General features: G+C 40.3%; 27 protein-coding genes and 1 tRNA gene. 12 read left to right on the forward strand and 16 right to left on the reverse strand.

Annotation, left to right across the window (positions count from 1 at the left end; translation table 11 throughout):
- Window positions 1–147: 147 nt before the first annotated feature.
- The 3 genes from A4G16_RS00520 to thrS all read left to right on the forward strand — a co-directional run bounded on the left by A4G16_RS00520 (window position 148) and on the right by thrS (window position 4,836).
- Window positions 148–1,734 (forward strand): carbon starvation protein A, encoded by a 1,587-nt coding sequence (locus A4G16_RS00520; protein ID WP_165888238.1) that lies wholly within the window; start codon window positions 148–150, stop codon window positions 1,732–1,734.
- A 58-nt stretch (window positions 1,735–1,792) separates the two neighbouring features.
- Window positions 1,793–2,587, forward strand: coding sequence for a TatD family hydrolase (locus A4G16_RS00525; RefSeq protein WP_165888239.1), 795 nt, complete (start codon window positions 1,793–1,795; stop codon window positions 2,585–2,587).
- Window positions 2,588–2,904: 317 nt separating this feature from the next.
- Window positions 2,905–4,836 carry a threonine--tRNA ligase gene (thrS, locus tag A4G16_RS00530; RefSeq protein ID WP_165888240.1) on the forward strand — a complete coding sequence of 644 codons (1,932 nt, stop codon included), beginning with the start codon at window positions 2,905–2,907 and terminating at the stop codon, window positions 4,834–4,836.
- A gap of 47 nt (window positions 4,837–4,883) precedes the next feature.
- On the opposite strand, the gene A4G16_RS00535 is transcribed toward thrS, so the two are convergent.
- From A4G16_RS00535 to exbB, 3 genes are read right to left on the reverse strand one after another with little or no spacing between them, the layout of a single operon-like run.
- Entirely contained in the window at window positions 4,884–5,735 is an 852-nt protein-coding gene (locus A4G16_RS00535) for a TonB family protein (protein WP_165888241.1), read from the reverse strand.
- Window positions 5,736–5,750: 15 nt separating this feature from the next.
- Window positions 5,751–6,185 (reverse strand): TonB system transport protein ExbD, encoded by a 435-nt coding sequence (gene exbD / locus A4G16_RS00540; protein ID WP_165888242.1) that lies wholly within the window; start codon window positions 6,183–6,185, stop codon window positions 5,751–5,753.
- A 60-nt stretch (window positions 6,186–6,245) separates the two neighbouring features.
- Entirely contained in the window at window positions 6,246–6,692 is a 447-nt protein-coding gene (gene exbB / locus A4G16_RS00545; RefSeq protein ID WP_027075109.1) for a TonB-system energizer ExbB, read from the reverse strand.
- A 155-nt stretch (window positions 6,693–6,847) separates the two neighbouring features.
- On the opposite strand from exbB, the gene glpE reads away from it, so the two are divergent.
- Window positions 6,848–7,174 carry a thiosulfate sulfurtransferase GlpE gene (glpE, locus tag A4G16_RS00550; protein ID WP_165888243.1) on the forward strand — a complete coding sequence of 109 codons (327 nt, stop codon included), beginning with the start codon at window positions 6,848–6,850 and terminating at the stop codon, window positions 7,172–7,174.
- Window positions 7,175–7,220: 46 nt separating this feature from the next.
- Window positions 7,221–8,066 carry a co-chaperone YbbN gene (locus tag A4G16_RS00555; protein WP_165888244.1) on the forward strand — a complete coding sequence of 282 codons (846 nt, stop codon included), beginning with the start codon at window positions 7,221–7,223 and terminating at the stop codon, window positions 8,064–8,066.
- A 61-nt stretch (window positions 8,067–8,127) separates the two neighbouring features.
- On the opposite strand, the gene dhaM is transcribed toward A4G16_RS00555, so the two are convergent.
- From dhaM to dhaK, 3 genes are read right to left on the reverse strand one after another with little or no spacing between them, the layout of a single operon-like run.
- Window positions 8,128–8,535: a dihydroxyacetone kinase phosphoryl donor subunit DhaM gene (gene dhaM, locus A4G16_RS00560; RefSeq protein WP_165888245.1), complete on the reverse strand. Its 408-nt coding sequence runs from the start codon at window positions 8,533–8,535 to the stop codon at window positions 8,128–8,130.
- 9 nt (window positions 8,536–8,544) lie between these two features.
- Window positions 8,545–9,171 carry a dihydroxyacetone kinase subunit DhaL gene (gene dhaL, locus A4G16_RS00565; protein WP_165888246.1) on the reverse strand — a complete coding sequence of 209 codons (627 nt, stop codon included), beginning with the start codon at window positions 9,169–9,171 and terminating at the stop codon, window positions 8,545–8,547.
- A 24-nt stretch (window positions 9,172–9,195) separates the two neighbouring features.
- The gene (gene dhaK, locus A4G16_RS00570) at window positions 9,196–10,266 is read right to left on the reverse strand and encodes a dihydroxyacetone kinase subunit DhaK (protein WP_165888247.1); all 1,071 of its coding nucleotides are present in this window, start codon (window positions 10,264–10,266) and stop codon (window positions 9,196–9,198) included.
- Window positions 10,267–10,429: 163 nt separating this feature from the next.
- Here dhaK and trxB point away from each other — a divergent pair, with 163 nt between their 5' ends.
- From trxB to A4G16_RS00585, 3 genes are all read left to right on the forward strand, one after another.
- Window positions 10,430–11,383, forward strand: a complete 954-nt coding sequence (gene trxB / locus A4G16_RS00575; RefSeq protein ID WP_165888248.1) for a thioredoxin-disulfide reductase — start codon at window positions 10,430–10,432, stop codon at window positions 11,381–11,383.
- 9 nt (window positions 11,384–11,392) lie between these two features.
- Window positions 11,393–12,148 carry a 3-deoxy-manno-octulosonate cytidylyltransferase gene (gene kdsB / locus A4G16_RS00580; RefSeq protein WP_165888249.1) on the forward strand — a complete coding sequence of 252 codons (756 nt, stop codon included), beginning with the start codon at window positions 11,393–11,395 and terminating at the stop codon, window positions 12,146–12,148.
- Between the two features lie 76 nt (window positions 12,149–12,224).
- Window positions 12,225–12,647, forward strand: coding sequence for a YidB family protein (locus A4G16_RS00585; protein ID WP_374936528.1), 423 nt, complete (start codon window positions 12,225–12,227; stop codon window positions 12,645–12,647).
- A 65-nt stretch (window positions 12,648–12,712) separates the two neighbouring features.
- Here A4G16_RS00585 and A4G16_RS00590 read toward each other — a convergent pair whose 3' ends face one another.
- From A4G16_RS00590 to clpP, 4 genes are all read right to left on the reverse strand, one after another.
- Window positions 12,713–12,874 carry a Trm112 family protein gene (locus A4G16_RS00590; RefSeq protein ID WP_042802246.1) on the reverse strand — a complete coding sequence of 54 codons (162 nt, stop codon included), beginning with the start codon at window positions 12,872–12,874 and terminating at the stop codon, window positions 12,713–12,715.
- Window positions 12,867–13,859: a tetraacyldisaccharide 4'-kinase gene (gene lpxK, locus A4G16_RS00595; protein ID WP_165888250.1), complete on the reverse strand. Its 993-nt coding sequence runs from the start codon at window positions 13,857–13,859 to the stop codon at window positions 12,867–12,869. Before lpxK ends, A4G16_RS00590 begins: the two co-directional genes overlap by 8 nt.
- A 91-nt stretch (window positions 13,860–13,950) precedes the next feature.
- A complete protein-coding gene (clpX, locus tag A4G16_RS00600; protein WP_165888251.1) occupies window positions 13,951–15,198 on the reverse strand; it encodes an ATP-dependent protease ATP-binding subunit ClpX in 1,248 nt (415 codons plus the stop codon).
- Complete coding sequence (gene clpP / locus A4G16_RS00605; protein ID WP_257793003.1) at window positions 15,198–15,812, reverse strand: ATP-dependent Clp endopeptidase proteolytic subunit ClpP; 615 nt, start codon at window positions 15,810–15,812, stop codon at window positions 15,198–15,200. The genes clpX and clpP overlap by 1 nt, the downstream gene beginning before the upstream one ends.
- Window positions 15,813–15,904: 92 nt before the next feature.
- On the opposite strand from clpP, the gene A4G16_RS00610 reads away from it, so the two are divergent.
- Window positions 15,905–16,282, forward strand: a complete 378-nt coding sequence (locus A4G16_RS00610; protein WP_165888253.1) for a SufE family protein — start codon at window positions 15,905–15,907, stop codon at window positions 16,280–16,282.
- A gap of 108 nt (window positions 16,283–16,390) precedes the next feature.
- Here the strand turns inward: A4G16_RS00610 and A4G16_RS00615 are convergent.
- The 6 genes from A4G16_RS00615 to A4G16_RS00640 form a co-directional block, all read right to left on the reverse strand.
- Window positions 16,391–16,467, reverse strand: a tRNA-Asp gene (locus tag A4G16_RS00615).
- Window positions 16,468–16,564: 97 nt separating this feature from the next.
- Window positions 16,565–17,320, reverse strand: coding sequence for a class I SAM-dependent methyltransferase (locus A4G16_RS00620; RefSeq protein WP_165888254.1), 756 nt, complete (start codon window positions 17,318–17,320; stop codon window positions 16,565–16,567).
- A 77-nt stretch (window positions 17,321–17,397) separates the two neighbouring features.
- A complete protein-coding gene (gene trpD / locus A4G16_RS00625) occupies window positions 17,398–18,396 on the reverse strand; it encodes an anthranilate phosphoribosyltransferase (RefSeq protein ID WP_165888255.1) in 999 nt (332 codons plus the stop codon).
- Window positions 18,397–18,438: 42 nt separating this feature from the next.
- Window positions 18,439–18,825 carry a tautomerase family protein gene (locus tag A4G16_RS00630; protein WP_165888256.1) on the reverse strand — a complete coding sequence of 129 codons (387 nt, stop codon included), beginning with the start codon at window positions 18,823–18,825 and terminating at the stop codon, window positions 18,439–18,441.
- Complete coding sequence (locus A4G16_RS00635; RefSeq protein ID WP_165888257.1) at window positions 18,822–19,409, reverse strand: aminodeoxychorismate/anthranilate synthase component II; 588 nt, start codon at window positions 19,407–19,409, stop codon at window positions 18,822–18,824. The genes A4G16_RS00630 and A4G16_RS00635 overlap by 4 nt, the downstream gene beginning before the upstream one ends.
- Window positions 19,410–19,420: 11 nt before the next feature.
- Entirely contained in the window at window positions 19,421–20,983 is a 1,563-nt protein-coding gene (locus A4G16_RS00640) for an anthranilate synthase component 1 (protein WP_165888258.1), read from the reverse strand.
- A gap of 153 nt (window positions 20,984–21,136) precedes the next feature.
- Here A4G16_RS00640 and A4G16_RS00645 point away from each other — a divergent pair, with 153 nt between their 5' ends.
- The 3 genes from A4G16_RS00645 to A4G16_RS00655 all read left to right on the forward strand — a co-directional run bounded on the left by A4G16_RS00645 (window position 21,137) and on the right by A4G16_RS00655 (window position 24,816).
- Window positions 21,137–21,754, forward strand: coding sequence for an L-threonylcarbamoyladenylate synthase (locus A4G16_RS00645; RefSeq protein ID WP_027075128.1), 618 nt, complete (start codon window positions 21,137–21,139; stop codon window positions 21,752–21,754).
- A gap of 121 nt (window positions 21,755–21,875) precedes the next feature.
- Entirely contained in the window at window positions 21,876–22,910 is a 1,035-nt protein-coding gene (gene rluB, locus A4G16_RS00650; protein WP_237052398.1) for a 23S rRNA pseudouridine(2605) synthase RluB, read from the forward strand.
- Between the two features lie 133 nt (window positions 22,911–23,043).
- Window positions 23,044–24,816: an SLC13 family permease gene (locus A4G16_RS00655; RefSeq protein ID WP_165888259.1), complete on the forward strand. Its 1,773-nt coding sequence runs from the start codon at window positions 23,044–23,046 to the stop codon at window positions 24,814–24,816.
- Window positions 24,817–24,890 lie beyond the last annotated feature (74 nt).

Consider the following 24,890-nt stretch of genomic DNA (forward strand, 5'->3'; position numbering starts at 1 on the left):
TGGGCTTCACACTTTTAGGAAAATATTCATACAAACCTAACAATTTGTTTTACTTTACCGGCACTCCTTCTTACAATAGCACGTCTTTTGGTCGTTTTGACTAAAAATAATCTTTTTCTCATTTATAATTTTATAGGATTTACTATTATGTTATGGTTCTTTTTCTGTGTAGCAGTTCTTGTGCTCGGCTACTTTGTTTACGGAAAGATCATTGAAAAGATTTTCGTGATTAACCCAAAAAGAACAACGCCTGCCTATTCTATGAAAGACGGTGTTGACTATATGCCAATGTCTAAGACAAAAATTTGGCTTATTCAGTTATTAAACATTGCCGGTACGGGGCCGATTTTCGGTCCTATCCTTGGCGCGTTATACGGACCTGTAGCAATGTTATGGATTGTTATCGGCTGTATTTTTGCCGGCGCTGTGCATGACTATTTCTGCGGTATGTTAAGTATCCGTAACGGTGGTGCAACAATGCCAAACCTTGCTGGTAAATTCTTAGGTCGCCCGGTCAAAGTGTTTATTAACGTGATGGCGCTAATTCTACTTTTATTAGTTGGCGTGGTATTCGTAGCAAGTCCTGCTCAATTATTAGCTACCATTACAATGGACGTTGCAGGAGCAACTCAAGGTACAATGGAGCTAGGTGATGTTGAAGCTATCAAACAAGCTGTTGCATCAGGTGGTGTAACTGTTTGGGGAATGGATAAAGCGACTGTTATATCCGTTTGGACATTGATTATTTTTGCTTACTATATTTTAGCGACGCTATTACCTGTGGATAAAATCATCGGTCGTATTTACCCATTCTTCGGTGCATTATTGCTATTCATGTCTGTAGGTATGGTATATGGCTTAGTTTCTGCACACTTAAGTGTTGCTGATCCGATTGACTTCTTCCGTACTGTAAATGCAGACGGTCAAGGCTTAACCTGGGAAAAATTTACCCAAAACTTCCAAGTGAAAGGTGATGTTCCAATTTGGCCATTACTATTCCTAACGATTTCTTGTGGTGCATTGTCAGGCTTCCACGCAACACAAACTCCGTTAATGGCTCGTTGTGCACAAAATGAAAGTGAAGGTCGTTTTATTTTCTACGGTGCAATGATTACCGAAGGTGTGATTGCATTAGTATGGTGTATGGTTGGTCTTGCATTCTATGAAAGCCCACAAGCATTACAAGATGCAATTAGTGCAGGTTCACCGTCTAAAGTGGTATATGATAGCTCATTACACTTCTTAGGCTTTATTGGCGGTATTTTTGCGGTCTTAGGTGTAGTTGTATTACCAATTACTTCAGGCGATACCGCATTCCGTGCAGCACGTTTACAATTAGCAGAAATTTTTGGTTTAGAGCAACGTACTTTAGTAAAACGTTTATATATTGCTATCCCATTGTTTGTGCTTGGTTTCATTGTATCGAAATTGGATTTCAGCGTATTATGGCGTTATTTCACTTGGGCAAACCAAATGACAGCAATGGTCATGTTATGGACAGCTGCAGCCTATTTATATCGTTATAAAAAGTTCCACTGGGTATGTTCGATCCCTGCATGGTTCATTACGACCGTATGTGCAACTTACTTAGCGTATAACAAAATCGGCTTTGGTTTAAATTACCAATTATCTGTATATATTGGTTTAGCTATTACATTAGTATGTATTATCTGCTTCTTCACCCTTCTAAAACCATTTGAAGGACGTGATGAACAAGCCTATATAACAAACTAAGCTTGATTAGATAATTAAAAATAGGGACAATGAAGTCCCTATTTTTCTTAGTTTTACTATGCGATTTTTTGATACCCACACTCATCTGGATTATTTATCCGAAAGTCTTAATTTAAGCGTGCCTACTCTAGTAGAAAATGCTAAACAAAATCAGGTTGAGAGAATTCTGATTGTATCTGTCTTTACAAAAAATTTCGCAAAAGTGACCGCTTGTGCCAAAGAAAAACCAGAAAATTTGGTGTATGGTTTAGGTTTACATCCGCTTTATATTCAACAACATACCTTGCAAGATTTGGATTTATTGGAAAATCTACTTCAACAGAAAGATCCACAATGCACTGCGATCGCTGAAATCGGTTTGGAAAAAGCTGTTGTTGAGCTGACTTCACCGGCGTTATGGAAGAAACAGTGTGAGTTTTTAGAGGCTCAACTGGCTTTCGCTAAACAATGCAACTTACCGGTGAATTTACATTCCAGGCGGAGCCATGATCAACTTTCCATTTTTTTGAAAAAAGTTCAATTGTCTAGAAGCGGTGTAGTGCATGGTTTCGCAGGAAGCTATGAGCAAGCCAAACGTTTTGTCGATTTAGGCTATAAAATAGGAGTAGGAGGTACTATTACTTACCAAAGGGCTAATAAGACTAGAGAGGCAATCCGCAAATTGCCGTTAGACAGCTTATTATTAGAAACTGATTCCCCTGATATGCCTGTTTGTGGCTTTCAAGGTGAACCAAATAGACCGGAACGTTTGATAAACACTTTTCATAGCCTTTGTGAGTTACGAACTGAATCACCACAGGAAATTGCTGAAACGATTTGGAAAAGTAGTGAAGTGCTGTTTTGGAAAAAATAAGATAAAAAAATCATAAAAGTTGAAAAACAGGATTTTAACCTAATTTCTTCGTAAATCAGTACTGCCAAATCTCCCCTAGCCCCTCTTTGCTAAAGAGGGGAATTGTATTGATTGTAAAATAAGTAAAATCAAAATGTTTAATTTTTCTTCTGCACTTGGTTGTGCTAAAATAGCCAAGCTTTTATTCCCCACTTGTACGGGCAATAATAAGCAATGCAAAATTTTAATAAAATAAGACCGCTTGTAAGCGGTTTTTTAATTCTATAAACCAAACAAGTAACCTCTCGTATGGGTTACCACTGTAACAAGGATACAAAATGCCTATTATCACTTTACCTGATGGCTCACAACGCCAATTTGATAGCCCGGTTTCCGTAATGGAAGTTGCTCAATCTATCGGAGCAGGTCTTGCTAAAGCTACCATTGCCGGTCGTGTAAACGGTGAACGCCGCGATGCGTGCGATATTATCAGCCAAGATAGCACTCTTGAAATCATTACTGCAAAAGATGAAGATGGTTTAGAGATCATTCGCCACTCTTGTGCTCACCTACTTGGTCATGCCATTAAACAATTATTCCCGGATGTCAAAATGGCAATAGGGCCAACTATTGAAAACGGTTTTTACTATGATGTGGATTTAGACCGTTCTTTAACCCAAGAAGATTTAGATGCAATTGAAAAACGTATGTTGGAATTAGCTAAAACCAACTACGATGTGGTAAAACGCCCGGTAACCTGGCAAGAAGCTCGCGATACCTTTGAGAAACGTGGCGAAAGCTACAAAATGGCGATCTTAGATGAAAATATCGAACGTACAGCTACACCTGCGTTATATCACCACGAAGAATATATTGATATGTGCCGTGGCCCACACGTGCCGAATATGCGTTTCTGCCAACATTTCAAACTACAGAAAGTCGCAGGTGCTTACTGGCGTGGCGACAGCAAAAACAAAATGTTGCAACGTATTTACGGTACGGCTTGGGCAGATAAAAAACAATTAGCGGAATATTTAACCCGTTTAGAAGAGGCGGCAAAACGCGATCACCGCCGTATCGGTAAAGCGTTAGACTTATATCATATGCAAGAAGAAGCACCGGGTATGGTGTTCTGGCACAATGACGGTTGGACGATTTTCCGTGAATTGGAAACTTTCGTACGTACCAAATTAAAAGAGTACGATTATCAAGAAGTGAAAGGTCCGTTTATGATGGACAGAGTGCTTTGGGAAAAAACGGGTCACTGGCAAAATTATGCAGATTTAATGTTCACCACACAATCTGAAAACCGTGAATATGCAATCAAACCGATGAACTGCCCAGGGCACGTTCAAATTTTTAACCAAGGTTTAAAATCTTACCGTGATCTTCCTATTCGTATGGCGGAATTTGGTTCTTGCCACCGTAATGAGCCATCAGGTTCTTTACACGGTTTAATGCGTGTGCGTGGCTTCACTCAAGATGATGCACATATTTTCTGTACTGAAGAACAAATCGAATCTGAAGTAACTTCGTGCATTAAAATGGTATATGACATCTACAGCACATTCGGCTTTACTAACATTGCGGTTAAGCTTTCTACCCGTCCAGAAAACCGTATTGGTGACGATGCAATGTGGGATAGAGCAGAAGAGGGCTTAGCAAATGCGTTACGTAACAATGGGTTGGAATATCAAATCCAAGAAGGTGAAGGGGCATTCTACGGACCGAAAATTGAATTTGCATTGCGTGACTGCCTAGGCCGTGAATGGCAATGTGGTACGGTGCAATTAGATTTTGCACTACCGGGTCGTTTAGATGCTTCTTATGTAGCGGAAGATAACGGTCGTCGAACACCGGTAATGATCCATCGTGCAATTCTTGGCTCCATCGAACGCTTCATCGGCATTATCACCGAAGAATATGCAGGTTTCTTCCCAACGTGGCTAGCTCCAGTGCAAGCCGTTGTGATGAACATTACCGATAGCCAAGCCGAATACGTTCAGCAAGTTGTTAAACAGCTTTCAGATGCAGGTATTCGTGTTAAAGCAGATCTTCGTAACGAAAAAGTCGGCTTTAAAGTGCGTGAGCACACTTTACGTCGAGTGCCTTATATGCTGGTTTGTGGTGATAAAGAAATTGCCGAAGGCAAAGTGTCAGTGCGTACCCGTAAAGGTGCAGATTTAGGTACTTATGCAGTGACTGAATTAGTTGAAATTCTGAAAAACCAAATCAAAGCACGTGAGCTGAAGTTATTGGGCGAAGAGTAAGCATTAAATAAAAATCCCCTCAAAACTAAATTTTTGAGGGGATTTTTTTATTCAATCGCAAATTTAACCGGTACGGTTACTTGAGTTGGGAATCCAGCAGGTGGAGGAGATACATTTAGACCTTCCGCACTTCTTACGGCGGCGGCATCCAAATTACTGTTACCTGATGAACTGACTACAGAGACATTCGAAATTGCTCCAGATGCGGAAATACTAAATTTAATCGTTACCGTCCCTGTTTTACGCATCATTTTTTCACGTTGAGGGTACGAGTTATTTGCTTTACGCTGTAATGCACGTTGTAATGCCACTTTATAAGCTGAAATTTCATTAGCGTTACCACCGTTTGCATTACTAGAGCCGGCAGTTGAAGTTGAATTTAGCGAGCCATTTTTCTGCCCACCTACAACACCTTTAACCTCTTTTTCACCTTGAATTGCATTTGGAATAGCTTTAGCAACAATACCTTGTTTGGCTTCTATGCCTCTCTCTAACGCTTTAATTGGCTTATTTTCTTTCGGTTTTGGTTTCTCTTTTGGCTTTTCTTCTTTAGGTTTTTCTTTTTTAGGCGGCTCTTTGCGTTTTTCCTCTTTTTTCGGTTTATCTTCTTTTGGCTTTTCTTTCTTTGGTTTCAAAGTAGGATCAGGAATCACATCGGGTTCCGGTTTGGGTTCAATTTTTTCTTCTTCAATTTCTTTGATTTCTTCCTTAACAGGCTCTGGTGCGACCGCAACTTGGGGCTGCTCAAGTAAGGCCGCAACCATTTCCAGTGATAATGCATTTTGCTCGGCAGCTTTTTCGATTGGGTGGTCACTTAACCACATATAAACACCGCCAATTAATGCACCATGAATTGCCAAAGAACTAATGAGCCCGATATGGGAATGTTTTTTTCTCATTCTCGTTTTGTCCTATTAAGGCGTTGTAGTTACTGGGGAGCTTGTTTGAGCAGGTTTGGTACTTGGTGATGCACTCTCTTTTTTAGTAATAATTGCCACATTTTTAATTTCATTGGCTGATAGCATATCCGTTAGTTCTACAAACTTCTCAAAAGCAACGGCACCATCTACTTTTAATGAGACTTTCTGACTTTTATCCCAAGTCGCAATTTCTGTTGCCAGCTGCTCTTTGGTGACAGCTTTATCATTAAAGAAAAACTCATTGTTCTCTGTAATGGTTAAAAGTTTTGCCAACTCATCTGCTTTCATTGGCTGTGTAGTAGTTGCTTTTGGGACATTAACTTGGATTTTACCTTGCGAGATAAATGAGGCTGTTACCAGTACTATTGCAAGTAACACCAACATAATGTCAATAAAAGGGATGATATTGATTTCATCAAATTTCTTCATTGGTTGTGTCTTATAATTTGCAAAAAATGGTTTAAATTAGACCGCTTGTTTGTCTTAAAATTAAGCTTTTTTAGCCTGTAAAGCTAACCATTTCAATTTATTTTCTTCTACTTTACGACCAAAACCGTTGTAGAACACCATCGCAATAATTGCCACTAAAATACCAACGGCAGTTGCTTTTAAGGCTAAAGAAAGGTTGACCATAATAGATGCAGCATCAATATCGCCACCTGATTGACCTAAATGATAGAAAGTTAAGAGAATACCCACAACTGTTCCCAATAAGCCGATATAAGGAGCATTTGAGCCTATGGTTGAAATGGTTGTGAGATTATGTGTTAAATCTATTTCTAATTCTTCTAGCGTATGGTATTTAGTAATATCTACTTTCGCATAAAACATAATACGCTCAATGGCTTTCCATAAACAGACAACGCTGAGTAAGCCTAATAATCCTAAAATAATGAAATCTGTGTAATGCTCTAAAAATTGAAATAGTTGATTCATAATAACCCTTAAAAAATTATTGATTAACTCTACGGAGTTGAAAATGGTTCGCAATTATATCTGAAAAGCATTGATTTTTCAACTTGAAATAATAGCCATTTTTTGAGGGATTTTATGGTATAGTTCCACCATTTTTATTGAGGATTACATCATTTATGGAAATAACTTTTAAAGAAATTACTCCCCAACAGGCTTGGGAATTAATGGAAAACGATGGCGCAGTTCTTGCCGATATTCGTGATGCTCGCCGTTATGTTTACAGCCATCCGCAAGATGCCTTTCATTTAACCAACCAAAGCTATGGCAAATTTTTAGATGAAGTAGATTACGATGAGCCTGTTATCGTGATTTGCTATCATGGCGTTAGTAGCCAAAGTACGGCACAATTTCTAATTGAACAGGGTTTTGAAGATGTCTATAGTGTTAAAGGTGGCTTTGAGGCTTGGGAAAGAAACGGTTTACCTATTGAAACTTCCTACTAATGCTACCATATCAAACATAATTTTTTGTTAAGCTAAGAAGGTTTTTATGGATTATGTAGTTAGTGTCAGTGAACAAAATTTTAGTGAAATATGGAGTACAGCGGGGCAGGTTCCGACTGTATTTAGCTTTATTTCGCCTAGAGAAGTTGCTTCGCTGGAAATGGATGCGTTATTACGCCGTATTTCGGATGAAAACCCAAAACAATTTTTATTGGCAACAGTAAATTGTGATGAGCAGCCTACGCTTGCAGCACAGTTTAGAATTATGCAGTTACCGGCTCTCTATCTATTTGCCGGTGGTCAGCCAATAGATGCTATTCAAGGTATGGTGAGCGAGCAGGAATTACGTATTCGTTTGGCAAATATTTTACCAAAGGAAGAAGAACTGAAATTTACTCAAGCCTTAGAGTTGCTGCAAGACGGGCGTTATGAAGACGCATTGCCGTTACTGAAATCTGCGTGGGAAATGACAGATAAGAAAAACAGTGATTTTGCTCTGCTTTATGCAGAAACTTATATCACAATGAAAAAAGTAGAAGAGGCACGTGAGATTCTCAAACAGATCCCGCTACAAGATAGAGATAGCCGCTGGCAAGGTTTACAGGCACAAATTGAGTTATTAGAGCAGGCGAATGACTCTCCTGAATTACAGCAATTACAAATCGATTATGCTCAAAACAAAAACCCTGAAATTGCGATTAAACTTGCTAACCAATTACATCAAGCACATAAGAATGAAGAGGCATTAAGCCTGTTATTTGATTGGCTAAAATCCGATTTAACGGTGGCAAACGGTGAGGTAAAAGCACAGTTTTTAGCGATTTTATCGGCACTAGGAAATGATCCGATTGTGCCTAAGTTTAGAAGACAGCTTTATTCTCTTTTGTATTAATAAAGCCATTTTGAGAAAGGAAAGATGCCGTGAATTTTTATATTTTACGGCATCTTTATATTTAAAAGGCTTGTTCTTGTTTAAGAGAAGCCGCTTCATTTACCTCTTTTAAGATATCTTCTAAACTATCTCCGGCAGAGGCTGCAACAACGGCAGCAAATGCACCTTCTACTAATGGTGCGTAGCTGATCACCACTTTATCGGCAATTTCGGGTTCAAGCAGATCAATTGCCGTTTGGGCACTTAAAATTGCACTGCCTAAATCCACAAATAGAATCACGCCATCAGGGGTAAATACTGACTCAATTGCTTGCATAATTTTTACTGCATCAGTCCCAATCGGATTCTCAGCATCTTCAATACCACCGGCAAGGGCGATTTTACAGCCGCCCTGAGCCATTTGAGAGAGAATCTCTCCAACTCCCTCCGCCAGCTTGGCACTGTGGGAAACAATCACTAAATTGACCATTATGCCTCCTTATTGCACTGCATCTGAGAGTGCTTTGAAAATATAGTAGCTTGAGGTTGCCCCCGGATCTTGATGTCCGATACTACGCTCACCCAAATAACTTGCACGCCCTTTTTTAGCAATAAACGGCACTGTTTGACTTGCAAAACTTTCAGCTTTTTCGACCGCTTGTAAGAGAATCTCTTCGATGGAATGGGAGCTGTCTGCTTGTTCAAGCTCCTGTAATAACGGTAGCCAAAAATCGCCCATCGTTTTATCGCCCACTTCAGCTTTACCTCTTTGGATAATGCCTTCTGTGCCTTGTTGCAACATCGTGAGTAACTCAGAAAACGTTAATGTTTCTTTTCCATTGGCACTTTGTGCGGCTTTAATGAAAAACGTGCCGTAAAGTGGTCCGCTCGCTCCACCTACTTGCGAAAGTAAAGTCATACCTACTGTTTTTAAGATAGTACCAATATCTTTATCTTCGACTGATTTCACTTTTTCAACGGCTTTAGTGAACCCCCTTTGCATATTTAGGCCGTGATCGCCATCACCAATAACCGTATCTAATTCGGTTAAATAATCACGTTTTTCATCCATTGCTTGTTGGCAATTATTAAGCCACGTTAAAATTTGTTGTTTAGAGATAGCCATTTTCTGTTTCCTAAAAGATAAACTTTACTCACCCCAACGCAATGCCGGCGTATTTACCGGAGCATCCCATAATTGAAGAATCGCATCATCTACTTTAAGTAAGGTGATTGAGATACCTTGCATATCTAAAGAGGTACAATAAGAACCCACTAAATTGCGTTCAATGTGCAGCCCAAATGTTTTACACTCTTTTTCCAAAGCATCATAGACTGCATAAAGTTCTGATAATGGCACTGCTCCAAGATTGTTCACCAAAGCGATAACTCGATCACCTTGTTTTAATGCTTGTTTACTTTCCTCAACTTCATCCCATTGTTGGTTTTCCTGATTCCAGTGGCGAATCGTTCGCTGATAATTGCCGTGCTCGATCAGCGTTTCAAACATTTGTTTAACTGTTTTATCTAGATTTTCAAAGGTACGGCGTTCAATCCCCGGCTCGCCGTGAATACCTACCCCAAATTCCATCTCATTTTCCGCTAACGTGAAAGAGGGTTTTCCTGCTGCCGGTACGGTACAAGCACCAAGTGCAATACCGATAGAATGTCCGTTGTTATTTAATTGATGACCGAGTTTGGCTAATTCAGCTAATGAATAACCTTTATCTGCCGCAGCACCCAATAATTTTTCAATCAATACCGTATTTGCTACACCTCGGCGTCCAGCAGTATATAAACTATCTTTTACCGCCACATCGTCATCTACTAATACAGTTGCCACTTGTATACCGGCATCGGCAAGTAATTCCGTAGCTGTTTCAAAATTCAGTACATCGCCGGTGTAATTTTTAATAATTAAAAGCACACCTTCACCACGATCAAGGGCTAAACCACATTCAAACATTTGATCTGGTGTTGGTGAAGTAAATATTGCTCCGGGACAAGCGCCGTCTAACATTCCTTTACCGATAAAGCCTGCGTGCATTGGTTCGTGTCCGCTGCCACCACCTGAAATTAGAGCAACTTTAGGCTGATTGCTTGACGGTTTGTGATGAATATAGGTAGGTTCAGTATTTAGTATTAAAGAAGAATGTGCTTTAACAAATCCTGAAAGTTGTTCATCTAGGACTGTTTCTACAGTATTAATTAATTTTTTCATACTTTATTCTCCATAAAACATTGGATTTATTTAATTTACATGGAATCGAAGAATATTTCTGTTAACTTTGTCACAAAATCAAAAAAATGTGAGCGAAAACGAAAATAGAGTTAAATGTAAATTTGAGATAAAATAGATGCCAATTTCATTCAGAGGATTAATTATGACAACAAGACACGTTAAACTGTTAATTTTAGGTTCAGGCCCGGCAGGCTATACGGCAGCGGTTTATGCGGCTCGTGCAAATTTAAGCCCTGTGTTGGTAACAGGTATGCAACAGGGCGGACAATTAACGACTACCGATGAAATTGAAAACTGGCCGGGTGAATTTGAGCAAACGACCGGTACAGAATTAATGAACAAAATGTTAAAACACGCGGAAAAATTTAATACGGAAATCGTGTTTGACCATATTCATACGGTAGATTTATCCCAACGTCCGTTTACGTTAAAAGGTGATTTACACACTTTCACTTGCGATGCGTTAATTATTGCCACAGGCGCATCTGCTAAGTATTTAGGTTTGCCGTCGGAAGAACTTTTCAAAGGTAGAGGGGTTTCTGCTTGTGCCACTTGTGATGGCTTTTTCTATCGCAATAAACCAGTAGCGGTAGTGGGTGGTGGTAATACTGCTGTTGAAGAAGCCTTATATTTAGCTAACCTAGCCAGTGAAGTGCATTTAGTTCATCGTCGTGATAGCTTCCGTGCCGAGAAAATTTTATTAGGCCGCCTACAAAAACGCATTGAAGAAGGCAAAATTATTCTGCATACCGACCGCACGGTTGAAGAAGTCTTAGGCGATAATATGGGCGTAACCGGCTTACGCTTAAAATCAACTAAAGAAGATTTAACTGAAGAAATCAAAGTAGATGGTTTCTTTGTGGCTATCGGACACGCTCCAAATACGGGTATTTTTGACGGGCAGTTAGAACTTGAAAACGGTTATATCAAAGTAAAATCAGGCTTAGAGGGCAATGCAACGGCAACTTCGGTAGAGGGGGTGTTTGCGGCAGGTGATGTAATGGATCACAACTATCGCCAAGCGATTACCTCTGCCGGTACAGGTTGTATGGCAGCCCTTGATGCAGAACGGTTTTTAGATGCGCAAGAAGCATAAGGAATTGTTATGAACTTTACTGTGATTATTCCGGCACGCTATGCCTCTAGTCGTTTGCCTCGTAAGCCATTGTTGGATATTGCCGGCAAACCGATGATTCAACATGTTTGGGAAAAAGCCCAACTGGCGGGTGCAACGCGTGTGATTATTGCCACTGATCACCCAGAAATTGAAGCGACCGCAAAAACCTTTGGGGCAGAAGTGTGTATGACTTCAGACAAACACAATTCAGGTACAGAACGTTTGGCGGAAGTAATTGAAAAAATGAATATTCATGATGATGAAATTATCGTTAATATTCAAGGTGATGAGCCATTAGTGCCACCTGTAATTGTGGAGCAAGTGGCTCGCAATTTAGATGCTTACCAAGTTAATATGGCAACGCTTGGGGTCAAGCTTGAAAGCCGAGAAGAGCTTTTCAACCCGAATGCGGTAAAAGTGGTGGCAGATTGTAACGGAATGGCGTTATATTTTTCACGTGCCAGCATTCCGTTTGCCCGTGATAACTTCCCAAATTGTGATGATGAATTTGTTGCAAGCCAAGGTTATTTGCGTCATATCGGCATTTACGCCTACCGTGCCGGTTTTGTGAAGCAATATGTCGCTTGGGAGCCGACAACGCTGGAAAAATTGGAATCTTTAGAGCAGTTACGTGCATTATGGTATGGTGAAAAAATTCATATCGAACTGGCGAAAGAAGCCCCACAGGTAGGGGTAGATACGCCGGAAGATTTGGAAAGAGTGCGAGCAATTCTGGCTCGTTAATTAAGTATTGCAAGCGGCTGAATTGGGTTAATTTTTTGCAAAATTTTCAGAAAAATCGACCGCTTGTTTAGGAGAAATTATGTTAGGGAATATTTTAGGTTCACTTGCTTCATCTGTTTTAGGTGGCAGTAATCAGTCAACGGCAACCCAATTAATTCAAAATTTAATTGCCTCACAAGGTGGTATTGAAGGATTAATTGCTAAATTCCAAGAAGGTGGATTAGATGATGTATTACGCACTTGGATCAGTAGTGATGAAGATAACGCACCTGTTTCAAGTGAGCAGATAAGTAATGTATTTGGCCAAGAAAACATTCAAAGTGTTGCTCAAGAAGCTGGTGTAGAGGCTGCGGATGCAAGCGATTTACTGGCTCAATTATTACCAAAAATTGTGGATACTTTAACGCCGAACGGAAAAGTAGAAGACTTACAAAATCTTGATGCAAATGATTTATTAGCTCAAGCAGCAAAGGGTATTTTAGGTAATTTGTTTAAGTAATTTTTAAGCTATATTGATTTTTATCTCTTAAATAGAAGGCTGATAATTTAATATCAGCCCTCTTTTTATAACGACTCACCTGCCTCAGGCAGTAATTCTGGAATGCCGTTTTTAATTGGGTAGGCAATATTAAGCTTACGATTGATTAAACGGTTGTTTTCTTTATCCCATTCCAATTTTTCATTCGAAACCGGACAAGCTAGGTTATTCAGTAATTTTTCATTCATCTTTTGTTCCTTTTTTGATTTTTTGCATCACCTGTTCGATTAAACAAGCGGTCGATTTTTCTGAAAATTTTGCAGAAACCGGCACATACCACCAATTTTTTTGCGCGAAGGCTTTGCATTTTACCGCATCTTTTTCTGTCATCAACAACGGTGTTTGCTCGTCTGCTAAGGCTTTAAGTTGATTAGCATCAAAGGTTTGATGATCGGCAAAACCTTGTGTTTTTATAAGTGGAATGCTTAATTTTTCCAGCATTGTGAAAAAGCGAGGCGGATGCCCGATACCGGCAATCGCCACACAAGGTGAGCGAAATTCACTTAAAGGCTTACGTTCATTTGTTAAAAGATGAATTGCATCAGACGGCTCAAGTGTCATCAAATGTTCGTTGTAGTTAGGTGTGCCACCGTTGCAAATAACTGCATCTACTGAATTTAAACGATTTGGCAGCTCACGTAATCCGCCGGCTGGTAGTACAAAACCGTTACCAAAACGCCTTGTGCCATCAACTACTACCCATTCAATATCTCTCTCTAAAGCGTAATGTTGTAAGCCATCGTCGGTAATAATCAGATCCAATTCAAATTGACTTAATAGCAATTCAATACTTTGCTGGCGGTTAGGTGAAATTGCTAGCGGAGCATTAGTCCGTTGCACAATCAATACCGGTTCATCGCCTACCATCTCCGCTGAGCTTTGTAGCGTGACTAGCTGTGGAAATTCCTTGATTTTCCCGCCATAACCGCGAGAAATTACCCCAACTTTTACTCCTCTTTGCTGTAACTGCTCAACCAGCCACACTACCACAGGCGTTTTACCGTTACCGCCAACAGAAATATTACCCACTACTAAAACAGGCACAGGCGAGCGGTACGATTGCAAAATATTCAGAGAATATAACCGCTTGCGAATTTGGCTAATTAACCAAAACAGTAGCGAAAGTGGCGAAAGCAGCCAAGTAATAAGAGATTTTGTTTGCCAGATTTTCATTTTATTGCTCGTTTTATCGCTCATTAATTTGAACGGTAAATTCAGTAAGTAAGCAAAAGGTGCATTAATGCACCTTTTTATGAAGAATGGATTATTCCACCTTCGGCTTATCGCCATTTTCTACACAGCCTTTGCCGATAGTGACTTTCTTCGCTTTTAAGGTTGGTAGGTCGTACATTGTATCGAGCAATAGGTTTTCGACAATTGAGCGTAAACCACGCGCTCCTGTTTTACGGGTAATTGCTTTATGGGCAATTGCAGTTAGCGCATCTTTAGTAAAGTGCAGTTCCACGCCTTCCATTTGGAATAGCGCTTGGTATTGCTTAATAATCGCGTTTTTGGGCTCTGTTAAGATCTGAATTAACGCTTCTTCATCCAACTCTTGTAATGGTGTAACGACCGGTAAGCGACCGATTAATTCAGGGATTAAGCCGAATTTGACTAAATCTTCCGGCTCAACTTGTTTGAATAATTCAGTTAAATCTTGGCGGTCTTTATCTTTTTTCAATGCCGCACCAAAGCCAATACCACCCTGCGTATTCGTACGAGATTCCACGATTTTATCTAAGCCTGCAAAAGCACCACCGCAAATAAACAGGATTTTTGAAGTATCCACAGGAATAGTTTCCCCTTTCGGGTGCTTACGACCACCTTGTGGGTTAATATTCGCCACTGTGCCTTCAAGCAGTTTTAATAAGGCTTGTTGTACGCCCTCACCTGAAACATCACGAGTAATAGAAGCACTTTCCGATTTGCGGGTGATTTTATCGATCTCATCAATAAAGACGATACCACGCTCTGCTTGTTCTGCTTCAAAATCACATTTCATTAATAGTTTTTGAATGACGTTTTCAACGTCTTCGCCCACATAGCCTGCTTGGGTAAGGGTAGTGGCATCCGCAATTGCGAAAGGCACATTTAAACGGCGGGCGAGTGTTTCGGCGAGTAACGTTTTACCGCTTCCTGTCGGACCGATTAATAAAATATTACTTTTGCCTAGTTCTACACCGTTTGTTGCTTCGTGGTTTGATAAGGCACTTTTTAAGCGTTTATAGTGGTTGTAAACCGCTACCGAAAGCACTTTTTTCGCATGTTCCTGACCGATCACATAATCGTCTAAATGCGCGTGTAATTCGTGCGGAGTCGGCACGTGGGTAAAAAAGCTACTTTCATCTTCTTGGTTTTCATCAATTAAAGATTCTTCATCACCGTGTAAAAGCGCATAAGATTCCTCAATACATTCATTACAAATATAGCCTTCAGAGCCTTCAACAAGTTGCTCAACTTCAGTACGTTTTTTGCCGCAAAAGCTGCAGTGTGGTTCTTTTTCAAATGCCATTATGCAAATTCCCCGCGTGAAGTTAATACTTTGTCAATTAAGCCGTAATCCGCTGCTTCTTGAGCCGACATAAAATTATCACGTTCGGTATCTGCTAACACTTTTTCGTAGCTTTGACCACTGTGTTCTGCCATACGACGGGTTAGGGTTTCTTTTAAACGTAAAATTTCTTCCGCTTGAATTTGAATATCGGTTGCTTGACCTCTTGCACCGCCTAACGGTTGGTGGATCATAATGCGAGCGTGTGGTAGAGCAAAGCGTTTACCTTTCGCTCCGGCTGAGAGTAAAAAAGCGCCCATAGAAGCTGCTTGTCCTGTGCAAAGTGTTGCCACATCAGGCTTAATGAAGTTCATAGTATCGTAAATTGCTAAGCCTGCGGTAACTACACCGCCCGGTGAATTAATATATAGGTAAATATCTTTTTCCGGATCTTCTGCTTCTAAAAAAAGTAGCTGTGCCACAATTAAGTTTGCCATTTGGCCTTCAACTTGACCATTTAAAAAAATAATGCGCTCTTTTAATAAACGTGAATAAATATCGTAAGAGCGTTCGCCTTTTGAGGTTTGCTCAACTACCATAGGGACTAATGCCATTTTGTTTTCCTCTGTCCTAATACGAAATGCAGGTATTCTAGCAAATTTTCAGAAAATCATTAACAACAAGCGGTCAGATTGTTAAAATCTTTTGCAAATATATTGAGGATAGTATGACGTTAGCTGAAATTTACGCAAAGTTTGAGCTTTGCAAATCTTGGGAAGAAAGATACCGCTTGTTGATTCAATTGAGTCGTGAACTACCTAAACCTAGTGAAGAAAGATTGATAGAGCTGCCTGAAATTGAAGGCTGTGAAAGCCGACTGTGGTTTGAATTTCAATTATCGCCCCGCAAGGTTGAGGCGTATAGCGATGCCCGTTTAATGCAAGGGATTTTAATGATTGTGCAGATTGCGTTGTTAGAAAAATCAGCGGAAGAATTGAAAGATTTTAATTTAAAGGTGATGTTTGATGAGCTAAAAATATCTCCGCACTTAACCAGTACAAGGTTAAATGGGTTAGGGCAGATACAGAAGTTGATTGAGGTTTGAATATAAATAGATGATCAATGAAATTCCCCTCTTTTTTAAAGAGAGGAATTAGAATACAGACATACAAATAACAAAAAAGCCTCTGATTTCTCAGAGGCTTAAATTTGTTGGCGGAACGGACGGGACTCGAACCCGCGACCCCCTGCGTGACAGGCAGGTATTCTAACCAGCTGAACTACCGCTCCGTACTGGTGGAAGAATAATAGTGTTTTCGGCTAAATTGAGCAAATGATTTTTCGCTAAATGGAGTTTGATTGGTTGTAAAATCGCCACTTTTAGTGATTATTTGCGTTTTTGAGCCTTAATAAACAGCAATGGCGGGCGGTGTTGCAAGTCTTTAAATTCATTCTGCCACTCGGGTTGTTCGGCAAGCATCGGCTCTTCTACCTGAATGATCTCAAAGCCACTTTGAATGAGCTGATTTAAAATGCTTGCCATTGTACGGTGGTAGGTTTTAAAAGGCTGTTGAAACCAACTGCGATCCCGCTCGCCTTCGTCTCGATAATAATTTAACCGATAAGCAACCTGTTGTTTTGCGTCATTTTTCTCCCAGCGGTAACCCTCTTTATAACAAGTCACAATCGGGTGTTCTTGCGAGAAAATCAGCGTGCTGCAAGCGGGCATTTTTACGGAAATTTTTGCAAGTAGATCAGTAAAATTTTCAATGTAGTGAAAAGCAAAAGAGCTGGTAACAACATCAAAATCACCCTCTTCAATTTCATCTAAACGCTCCATTGGCAGACAGTAAAGCGAAAAATCGCTGCCTTTTTGCCATTGTGTAGAAAGTTCGGTTTCGGCTTGTTGCAGCATTAATTCGGATAAATCTAAGCCGACTACTTTTGCCGCTCCTAAGCTTAAATAATGAGCGAGATGACCTCCTGTGCCACAGCCTAAATCTAACACTTTTTTGCCTTTGAGTGAGGGCAGTAGCGAGAACATTGTCGGTTTTTCTACGACTTCATTCATACTGATAGGATTTTGCCGTAGCTGCTGGTAGCGTTCAAAGAAAATGGGGGTGTCGTAAATACTTTTTTTCACGTAATAGTCTTTTAGTTGGTGGAAGGCTTTAATCGTTCGTCAATAAAGGCGGGTTAAAACCCGCCGCTACGATATGGTTATTGATATGTTGCTAATTTTCGCAAAGTTTCAAAGGCTTTGCCAGAGGCAAGGGCTTCTTTCACTTTTAATACATTGGCTTTGATATTGCTTTCTCCAAATACTTTCAGCAGTAATGCCACATTTACCGCTACCGCATCAATATGAGCAGGCTCACCTTTTCCTTGTAATATAGCGGTGATTTTTTCTGCATTTTCTGCAGGTTCACCACCTTTTAGGGCATCAAGTGAGTAGCGGGGAATGCCGAAATCTTCGGGGGTTAGGGTGTAATAATCAATCTGCCCGTTTTTAATTTCAGCAACTTGTGTTTCGCCGTGCACAGCCACTTCGTCTAGCCCCGCACCATGTACGACAATAGTATGCTCACAACCTAGTGTTTTGACTGTTTCGGCATATACTTTTATTAACTCTGGGGAATAAACTCCTAATAGCTGGCGTTTAGCGTGAGCAGGATTAACTAAAGGCCCTAAAATATTGAAGATTGTACGGGTTTTTAAGGCTTGGCGAACCGGAGCTGCATATTTAAAACCGCTATGATACGTTGGGGCAAATAAGAAACAGATACCGGTTTCATCAAGAGCAAGGCGTGCGTTTTGTGGGCTAATGCCTACATTAATGCCTAATTGGCTTAACACATCGCTTGAGCCTGTTTTGCTTGAAACGCTACGGTTGCCGTGTTTAGCAATTTTGTAACCCATTGTTGCGGCAACAAGTGCTGAAGTAGTCGAAATATTGATGGTGTTATGCCCATCGCCACCTGTACCGACAATATCAGCAAAAGCATAATGCGGTGTGGGGAACGGATTGGCATTTTCAAGTGCTGCGTTTGCCGCTCCTGCAATTTCTGCAACTGTTTCGCCACGCAGTTTCAAGGCAATTAACGCTGCTGCAAGCTGTTCATTTGAGACATTGCCTTTTATTACTTCATTAAAAAAAGCGTGTGATTCCTCTTGAGTTAAGGCTTGGTTTGCAAATAGTTTATCTAAGAGTGTCTGCATAATATATTCCTTATTTAAATACCTAAAATAGCAATAGAAGTACTAACGATGCACTTGGTATTCTAAATCGGTTGCCTCGTTACCGGTCATCCCGCGAAAGCCCCAGCAATGTTCGGGGTGTTCTTTAATGGTAATTTCCACATCCATCGGTAGGATCCCGACTTTAGATTGCAAAGAGCTGAATAAACCTTTTATTAGCCGTTTTTTGATCTGTTCGCTACGTCCTAACATGAGGTTAATTTCAATCACAATAAAATCTTGGCTGCGATTGATTGGTAAGTAGAAGTTTTCCGCCTCTAGCAGTTCAAAACGCAAGGCATGGCGTTGTTTTGGCACACCAAGGCTCATTTCCAAACAATCAAAGATGACCTCGGCAATTTTTGCTCGGCGGTCTGCTAATGTCTGCTTTAAACCATATACACTAATCATTTTTTGCTCTCTAATAACCATTGCACTGATTGTTTAAGTAATTTTGTGCCTTCCACCGTTAAAATGGATTCCGGATGGAATTGAAAGCCACAAATCGGTAAGGTTTTATGACGAATTGCCATCACAATATGCTCATATTTCGCATTGATGATAAATTCCTCGGGTAAATCATCACCCATGAGGGAATGATAACGAGCCACCGGCATCGGGTTGTTTATGCCTGCAAACATCGCTTGGTTATCGTGCTCAATACGAGACACTTTGCCGTGTAAAACTGTGCCGGTATGCACCACTTTGCCACCAAAGGCTTCAATTAAGGCTTGGTGGCCTAAACAAATCCCAATCATCGGTACTTTGTCTTTTAAGCGGCGGATAATCTCTAATAAATTGCCGGCTTCTGCTGGATTACCAGGCCCCGGTGACAGTGCCACTAAGCAATCCTCTGTGCTTAATGCTTTGTCTAAAAAATCTTCTAATGGGTAATCATTACGGAAAATGGTGACTTTATGTCCTAATTCACGGAATTGATCTACAAGGTTGTAGGTAAAAGAGTCAAAGTTATCAATAAAAAGAATGTTTGCCATAATGTTTCCCCTTAACCATTTGCCTGTGCGTTTACTTGCCCAATTGCCTTTAACACCGCTCGTGCTTTATGGCGGGTTTCATCAGCCTCTAATTGTGGATCGGAATCTAACACTTCGCCACAACCGGCTTGCACATAGGCAATACCGTTTTGCACGAATGCGGAGCGGATAACAATACAGGTATCTAAATTGCCTTCCGAGGTTAAATAACCCACTGCACCACCGTAGCTGTGGCGTTTTTGTTGTTCGACTTGATAAATTAACTGCATAGCTTTGATTTTTGGTGCACCGGTCAATGTACCCATATTCATACAGGCTTGGTAAGCGTGCAGGGCATCTAAATCAAAGCGAAGCGTGCCGATCACACGAGAAACCAAGTGCATAATTTGTGAATAGCGATCGATTTGCATTAAATCCACCACGCGGCGAGTGCCGGATTCACTTACACGAGCCACATCATTACGAGCCAAATCCACCAACATTAAATGCTCGGCAAGTTCTTTTTGATCTAAGCGAAGCTCTAATTCCAAGCGAGAATCCAATTCCGGATCGATATTGCCTTGTGCATCAAAACCACGAGGTCTAGAGCCTGCAATCGGGTAAATTTCCAGCTGACGGTTATGTTGTGAATATTTCAATGCACTTTCAGGCGAAGCACCAAATAAGGTGAAGTTTTCGCTCTGCATAAAGAACATATAAGGACTTGGGTTATTGATTTTTAGCTGTCTGTAACTGGCAAGTCTATTCGGGCAAGGCAAGCTAAAACGTCGAGATGGTACGATTTGGAACACATCACCGATGTTAATATGATGTTTTAATTTACGGATAATTGTCTTGAAATCTTCATCTTCAATATTGGTTTCGGCTTCAGCGTGGGCAGCTTGAATGTTTAGATCAAGCGTTTGCCCTTGCTGTTTTGCAAGAATTTCGGCAAATTCGACCGCTTGTTGAGCCAGATTTTGTTGCTCATTAGAATCAAAACAGAAGGTGCTTAAAAAGGCTTTTTGTGTTTGATGATCGATAGTCACTAACTGCTCAGCCAGATAGAAACTGTAATCCGGGCAGTTTAAGCCGTCATCTTGCAGGAGAATATTCTCCATTGGGATAAAATTAGCAACTAAATCATAACTAAACAAGCCACCTAAATAAATAGGCGATTCAGCATTACTAAACAGATGATTAACAGTACGCAAACCGTCAAATACAGTAGTGGTTTTCAGTTTACTGTCTTCATCTAAATGGTTGTTAATTTCCGGAAATTCGGCTTGCAAGCGGTCATTTTCTACCAAAAATTTGCAAGTAGGCGCAGGGTTGAGTTGATTCAGCGTTTGTTCAATGAATGGTAACACGGCTTTTCCGTTCGCAGTTAAAGCTTGAAAGGTAACGGTTTGTGCTTCGCAAAAAATATGCAATGCTGATTTAGCAAACAATAAACTTTTCAAACTGTTTTTGCTTTGAATTTCGGCAGAGTCTAATAGTAAAGTGTGCGGATTTTCGCCACATAAATGGTAGTAAACCGTTGTGGTATCGGCAAAGTAAGGAAGTTCCGTTTGAGTAACAGTTAATTGAGGCATAATAGATTCCTGCTATTTTTATTTTCTTTGCACTATTAAACTAGTACATTAAGGATAAGTCAAGAGATTAGTTGAGATATTTATTCAGTATTTCAGTTGGATTCGTGTATAATTGCGACAATTTTTATGTGTAGCCTTTGGCTTGAGGATAATATGACACAGTTTTTTTATATTCACCCAGACAATCCGCAACAACGCTTGATTCAACAGGCGGTTGAGATTATCAAAAAAGGTGGGGTTATTGTTTATCCGACAGATTCCGGCTATGCGTTGGGTTGTGCGATGGGTGATAAGCATGCGATGGATAGAATTGTAGCAATTCGTAAATTGCCGGAAAATCATAATTTCACCTTGGTGTGTAGTGATTTATCCGAGCTTTCGACTTATGCGTTGGTGACGAATCAATCTTATCGTTTAATCAAAAATAATACGCCAAACCCTTACACCTTTATTCTGCCTGCAACCAAAGAATTACCTCGTCGATTAATGACAAAGCGGAAAACTATCGGCATTCGGGTGCCGAATAATCCGATTGCATTGGCGTTAATTTCAACTTTGGGCGAGCCAATTTTATCTTGCTCGTTAATGTTGCCGGAAACGGAAGTAACAGAATCTGATCCTGATGCGATTAGAGATTATTTAGAACACCGTGTTGAGTTGATTATTCATGGTGGATATTTAGGGCAACAACCGACTACGGTGGTAGATTTGACCGGAGATAGTCCTGCTGTCATTCGAGCAGGCTCGGGCGATTTGACCCCGTTTAATTAATAGCTTAGCTCTTTCCCACAAAGGGAGAGATAATAATTCAGACGCTTGTGAAAGCGACAAAAGGAACTTTATGACAACTTTTCAAAAGAAACCAGCCAATAATTCTTGCTTTGGTAAGGCGATGCCAAATGCGAAATCTCATAGTAGTAACCGTTCATTTAAAAAGACAGATGAAAAAGCAGATAGCCATGAACGCAAATTCGGCAAAAATGCGGAAAAACCACAGCGTCCGACTTCTAAGCCTTTGGTACAAAAAACGGTAAAAAAAATCGAAAAAACGACCGCTTTATCCGCTGATAAACAAGGGAAAGTAGTCGGTGAAAAGCTACAAAAAATCTTAGCACGCGCAGGGCAAGGGTCTCGCCGTGAACTTGAGGAGATTATTGCTGCCGGACGAGTGAGTGTAGATGGCAAAATTGCCTCATTAGGTGATCGTGTTCAGGTGAGTTCATCGACTAAAATTCGTATCGACGGGCATTTAATTAATCTGATCCCAACGCAAAAAGAGATCTGCCGGGTCTTAATGTATTACAAGCCGGAAGGGGAACTATGTACGCGTTCTGATCCTGAAGGACGGGCTACAGTATTTGACCGTTTACCACGTTTAAATGGCGCGCGTTGGATTGCAGTTGGGCGTTTAGATATTAATACTTCAGGTTTATTGCTATTTACAACAGATGGCGAACTAGCTAATCGTTTAATGCACCCAAGTCGTGAAGTAGAGCGTGAATATTCGGTGCGAGTATTTGGTAATATTGATGATGCAATGCTTGGGCGTTTACGCAAAGGTGTTCAATTAGAAGATGGTCCGGCAAATTTTAAACAGATTAAAGTTGTTGGTGGTACAGGTTTAAATCAATGGTTTGATGTGACTTTAACCGAGGGGCGTAATCGAGAAGTTCGTCGTTTGTGGGAGTCACAAGGGGTGGAAGTAAGCCGCTTGATTCGTATCCGCTATGGTAATATTAAGCTGGATAAAGGCTTACCTCGTGGCGGCTGGGAAGAAATGGGGCTTGAGCAAGTGAACTATTTGCGTGAGCTGGTTGGTTTACCAGCAGAAACCGAAACGAAAGTTGATGTAACTGCTAATCGTCGCCGGACTAATATCCGCCAAATTCGTAAAGCGGTGAAGCAACATCAAAAATATCGCTCTTAGATAATGAATAACATTGCTGAAAGACTGTCTTAATTCTTAAGATAGTCTTTCTATTTTGCAATGAACACTCACTTTAAGAGTCAGTATAAGGTATGGATTATCTTAATTTACATATTTAATATGGAGTAAAGTTATGTCTTGGGACATTGTAATAACGTTAGCAGTAACTTTCATTGCCGTGTTTTTATTTGCAACAGAAAAAATGCGAATGGATGCCGTAGCCATTTTGGTATTATGTTCATTGGTTTTATTAGGGCAGGTTGATGCTCAATCTGCATTGAGTGGATTTTCAAATTCCGCAACAGTAACTGTTACTGCAATGTTTGTCTTAGCAGCGGGTTTACAAAACAGCGGCGCATTAGATAGGGTTGGGAGCTTATTGGCAAATGCGAAATCACCTTGGTTGTTTTTGTTGATATTATGTGGAGTGAATGCTGCAGTATCTCCTTTTGTTAATAATACAGCAGTAGTTGCCGTGTTAATTCCAATTGTTATTGTTGCTGCACAAAATATTAAAATGGCTCCATCTAAGGCTTTGATTCCACTCTCATTTGCTTCTCAAATGGCGGGTGTTTGTACGCTGATCGGGACTTCAACTAATTTGTTAGTCAATGCTATTGCTCAAAAACAAGGCCATTCCGGTTTCAGTATGTTTGAGTTTGCGCCTTTAGGGCTTATTTTCTTTGCAGTTGGTGTGGTTTACTTATTACTAACCAGCCGTTTTTTATTGCCGGAATCACGCTTGCAGCTGGAAGATGGCGAAGGCTTTGGAAAATATGTTTCTGAATTAAAAGTAAATAAGGATTCGCCTTTAATTGGTAGCAGTACTGCCGGTTCAGGTTTAAACGAAGAATTTAATTTATTCACTATTGGTGTATTGCGTGATGGTGAGAGATTATCTACACCAAGCCATCAAGTGCTGCAAAAACACGATATTTTATTGCTACGAGGGGAATCTGAAGACCTTGCTAAAGTTCGCGGAAAATATGGTTTACACCATGTTGTTTATGGGCGACGTGATAGTGATGAGGAGAACCTTGAGGATGATTTGATGGTAGCTGAAGTAATGATTTCACCTACTTCTCGTTGGATTGGCGGTACTATCCCGATTTTAAGACAGCGTTGGAATAAAAATGCGACAGTATTAGGCATACAACGTCGTAGTCAGGTCATTCGTGAACGTTTACGCTCTACAGCTTTTAAAATGGGGGATATTCTTTTACTGACATTACCCAAAGATGACATGGAAAGCTTACGTAAAGATAAAGATTTTATTGTGTTATCTTCCGATTTAGTGAAAGAGGAAGAATCATGGCACAGCAAATTTGCCCTATCTGTGATGGTAGCTGTTGTAGCAACCGCTGCATTAGGCTTAGTACCTATTGCCGTTAGTGCATTATTAGGGGCTGTTGCGATGTGTGTTGCCGGTTGTTTAACAGCCGAGGAAGCATACCGTTCTATTGACTGGAAAATTATTTTAGTACTTGCCGGCTTATTGCCATTGGGAGAAGCCATGGCAAATAGTGGTGCAGCACAGTTTATTGTAGATAATACTTTAGGAAAAGTAGGTGAATTTGGACCGTTGGTTGTATTTGCAGTGTTATATTTACTCACAATGATACTCACTGAGTTTATGAGTAACGCGGGAACTGCAGTATTATTGACTCCTATTGCTATTTCAACGGCCAAAATGCTTGGTGTTGATGCTTCACCTTTTATTATCGCTGTCATGTTTGCTGCGGCCACTAGCTTTATGACACCGGTAGGCTATCAAACTAATACGATGGTTTACAGTGCAGGGGGCTATAAATTTACTGATTTCATCAAAATCGGCTTGCCGCTTAATCTTTTATATTGGATTTTGGGTATTATCCTTATTCCGTGGTTCTTCCCGTTTAATCCATAATTAAGCACATTATTTAATTTAAAAAAGCTGCTAACTCTTTGAAAAATCGTTAGCAGCTTTTTTGTCAATATTGG

The sequence above is a fragment of the Mannheimia granulomatis genome (assembly GCF_011455695.1).
Lineage (GTDB): Bacteria > Pseudomonadota > Gammaproteobacteria > Enterobacterales > Pasteurellaceae > Mannheimia > Mannheimia granulomatis_A.

What these genes read in the sequence shown, in the direction of transcription:
- A4G16_RS00520 (WP_165888238.1), top strand. Translation starts at nt 148, where the DNA reads ATGTTATGGTTCTTTTTCTGTGTAGCAGTTCTTGTGCTCGGCTACTTT.
- A4G16_RS00525 (WP_165888239.1), top strand. Translation starts at nt 1,793, where the DNA reads ATGCGATTTTTTGATACCCACACTCATCTGGATTATTTATCCGAAAGT.
- thrS (WP_165888240.1), top strand. Translation starts at nt 2,905, where the DNA reads ATGCCTATTATCACTTTACCTGATGGCTCACAACGCCAATTTGATAGC.
- A4G16_RS00535 (WP_165888241.1), bottom strand. Translation starts at nt 5,735, where the DNA reads ATGAGAAAAAAACATTCCCATATCGGGCTCATTAGTTCTTTGGCAATT.
- exbD (WP_165888242.1), bottom strand. Translation starts at nt 6,185, where the DNA reads ATGAAGAAATTTGATGAAATCAATATCATCCCTTTTATTGACATTATG.
- exbB (WP_027075109.1), bottom strand. Translation starts at nt 6,692, where the DNA reads ATGAATCAACTATTTCAATTTTTAGAGCATTACACAGATTTCATTATT.
- glpE (WP_165888243.1), top strand. Translation starts at nt 6,848, where the DNA reads ATGGAAATAACTTTTAAAGAAATTACTCCCCAACAGGCTTGGGAATTA.
- A4G16_RS00555 (WP_165888244.1), top strand. Translation starts at nt 7,221, where the DNA reads ATGGATTATGTAGTTAGTGTCAGTGAACAAAATTTTAGTGAAATATGG.
- dhaM (WP_165888245.1), bottom strand. Translation starts at nt 8,535, where the DNA reads ATGGTCAATTTAGTGATTGTTTCCCACAGTGCCAAGCTGGCGGAGGGA.
- dhaL (WP_165888246.1), bottom strand. Translation starts at nt 9,171, where the DNA reads ATGGCTATCTCTAAACAACAAATTTTAACGTGGCTTAATAATTGCCAA.
- dhaK (WP_165888247.1), bottom strand. Translation starts at nt 10,266, where the DNA reads ATGAAAAAATTAATTAATACTGTAGAAACAGTCCTAGATGAACAACTT.
- trxB (WP_165888248.1), top strand. Translation starts at nt 10,430, where the DNA reads ATGACAACAAGACACGTTAAACTGTTAATTTTAGGTTCAGGCCCGGCA.
- kdsB (WP_165888249.1), top strand. Translation starts at nt 11,393, where the DNA reads ATGAACTTTACTGTGATTATTCCGGCACGCTATGCCTCTAGTCGTTTG.
- A4G16_RS00590 (WP_042802246.1), bottom strand. Translation starts at nt 12,874, where the DNA reads ATGAATGAAAAATTACTGAATAACCTAGCTTGTCCGGTTTCGAATGAA.
- lpxK (WP_165888250.1), bottom strand. Translation starts at nt 13,859, where the DNA reads ATGAAAATCTGGCAAACAAAATCTCTTATTACTTGGCTGCTTTCGCCA.
- clpX (WP_165888251.1), bottom strand. Translation starts at nt 15,198, where the DNA reads ATGGCATTTGAAAAAGAACCACACTGCAGCTTTTGCGGCAAAAAACGT.
- A4G16_RS00610 (WP_165888253.1), top strand. Translation starts at nt 15,905, where the DNA reads ATGACGTTAGCTGAAATTTACGCAAAGTTTGAGCTTTGCAAATCTTGG.
- trpD (WP_165888255.1), bottom strand. Translation starts at nt 18,396, where the DNA reads ATGCAGACACTCTTAGATAAACTATTTGCAAACCAAGCCTTAACTCAA.
- A4G16_RS00630 (WP_165888256.1), bottom strand. Translation starts at nt 18,825, where the DNA reads ATGATTAGTGTATATGGTTTAAAGCAGACATTAGCAGACCGCCGAGCA.
- A4G16_RS00635 (WP_165888257.1), bottom strand. Translation starts at nt 19,409, where the DNA reads ATGGCAAACATTCTTTTTATTGATAACTTTGACTCTTTTACCTACAAC.
- A4G16_RS00640 (WP_165888258.1), bottom strand. Translation starts at nt 20,983, where the DNA reads ATGCCTCAATTAACTGTTACTCAAACGGAACTTCCTTACTTTGCCGAT.
- A4G16_RS00645 (WP_027075128.1), top strand. Translation starts at nt 21,137, where the DNA reads ATGACACAGTTTTTTTATATTCACCCAGACAATCCGCAACAACGCTTG.
- rluB (WP_237052398.1), top strand. Translation starts at nt 21,876, where the DNA reads ATGCCAAATGCGAAATCTCATAGTAGTAACCGTTCATTTAAAAAGACA.
- A4G16_RS00655 (WP_165888259.1), top strand. Translation starts at nt 23,044, where the DNA reads ATGTCTTGGGACATTGTAATAACGTTAGCAGTAACTTTCATTGCCGTG.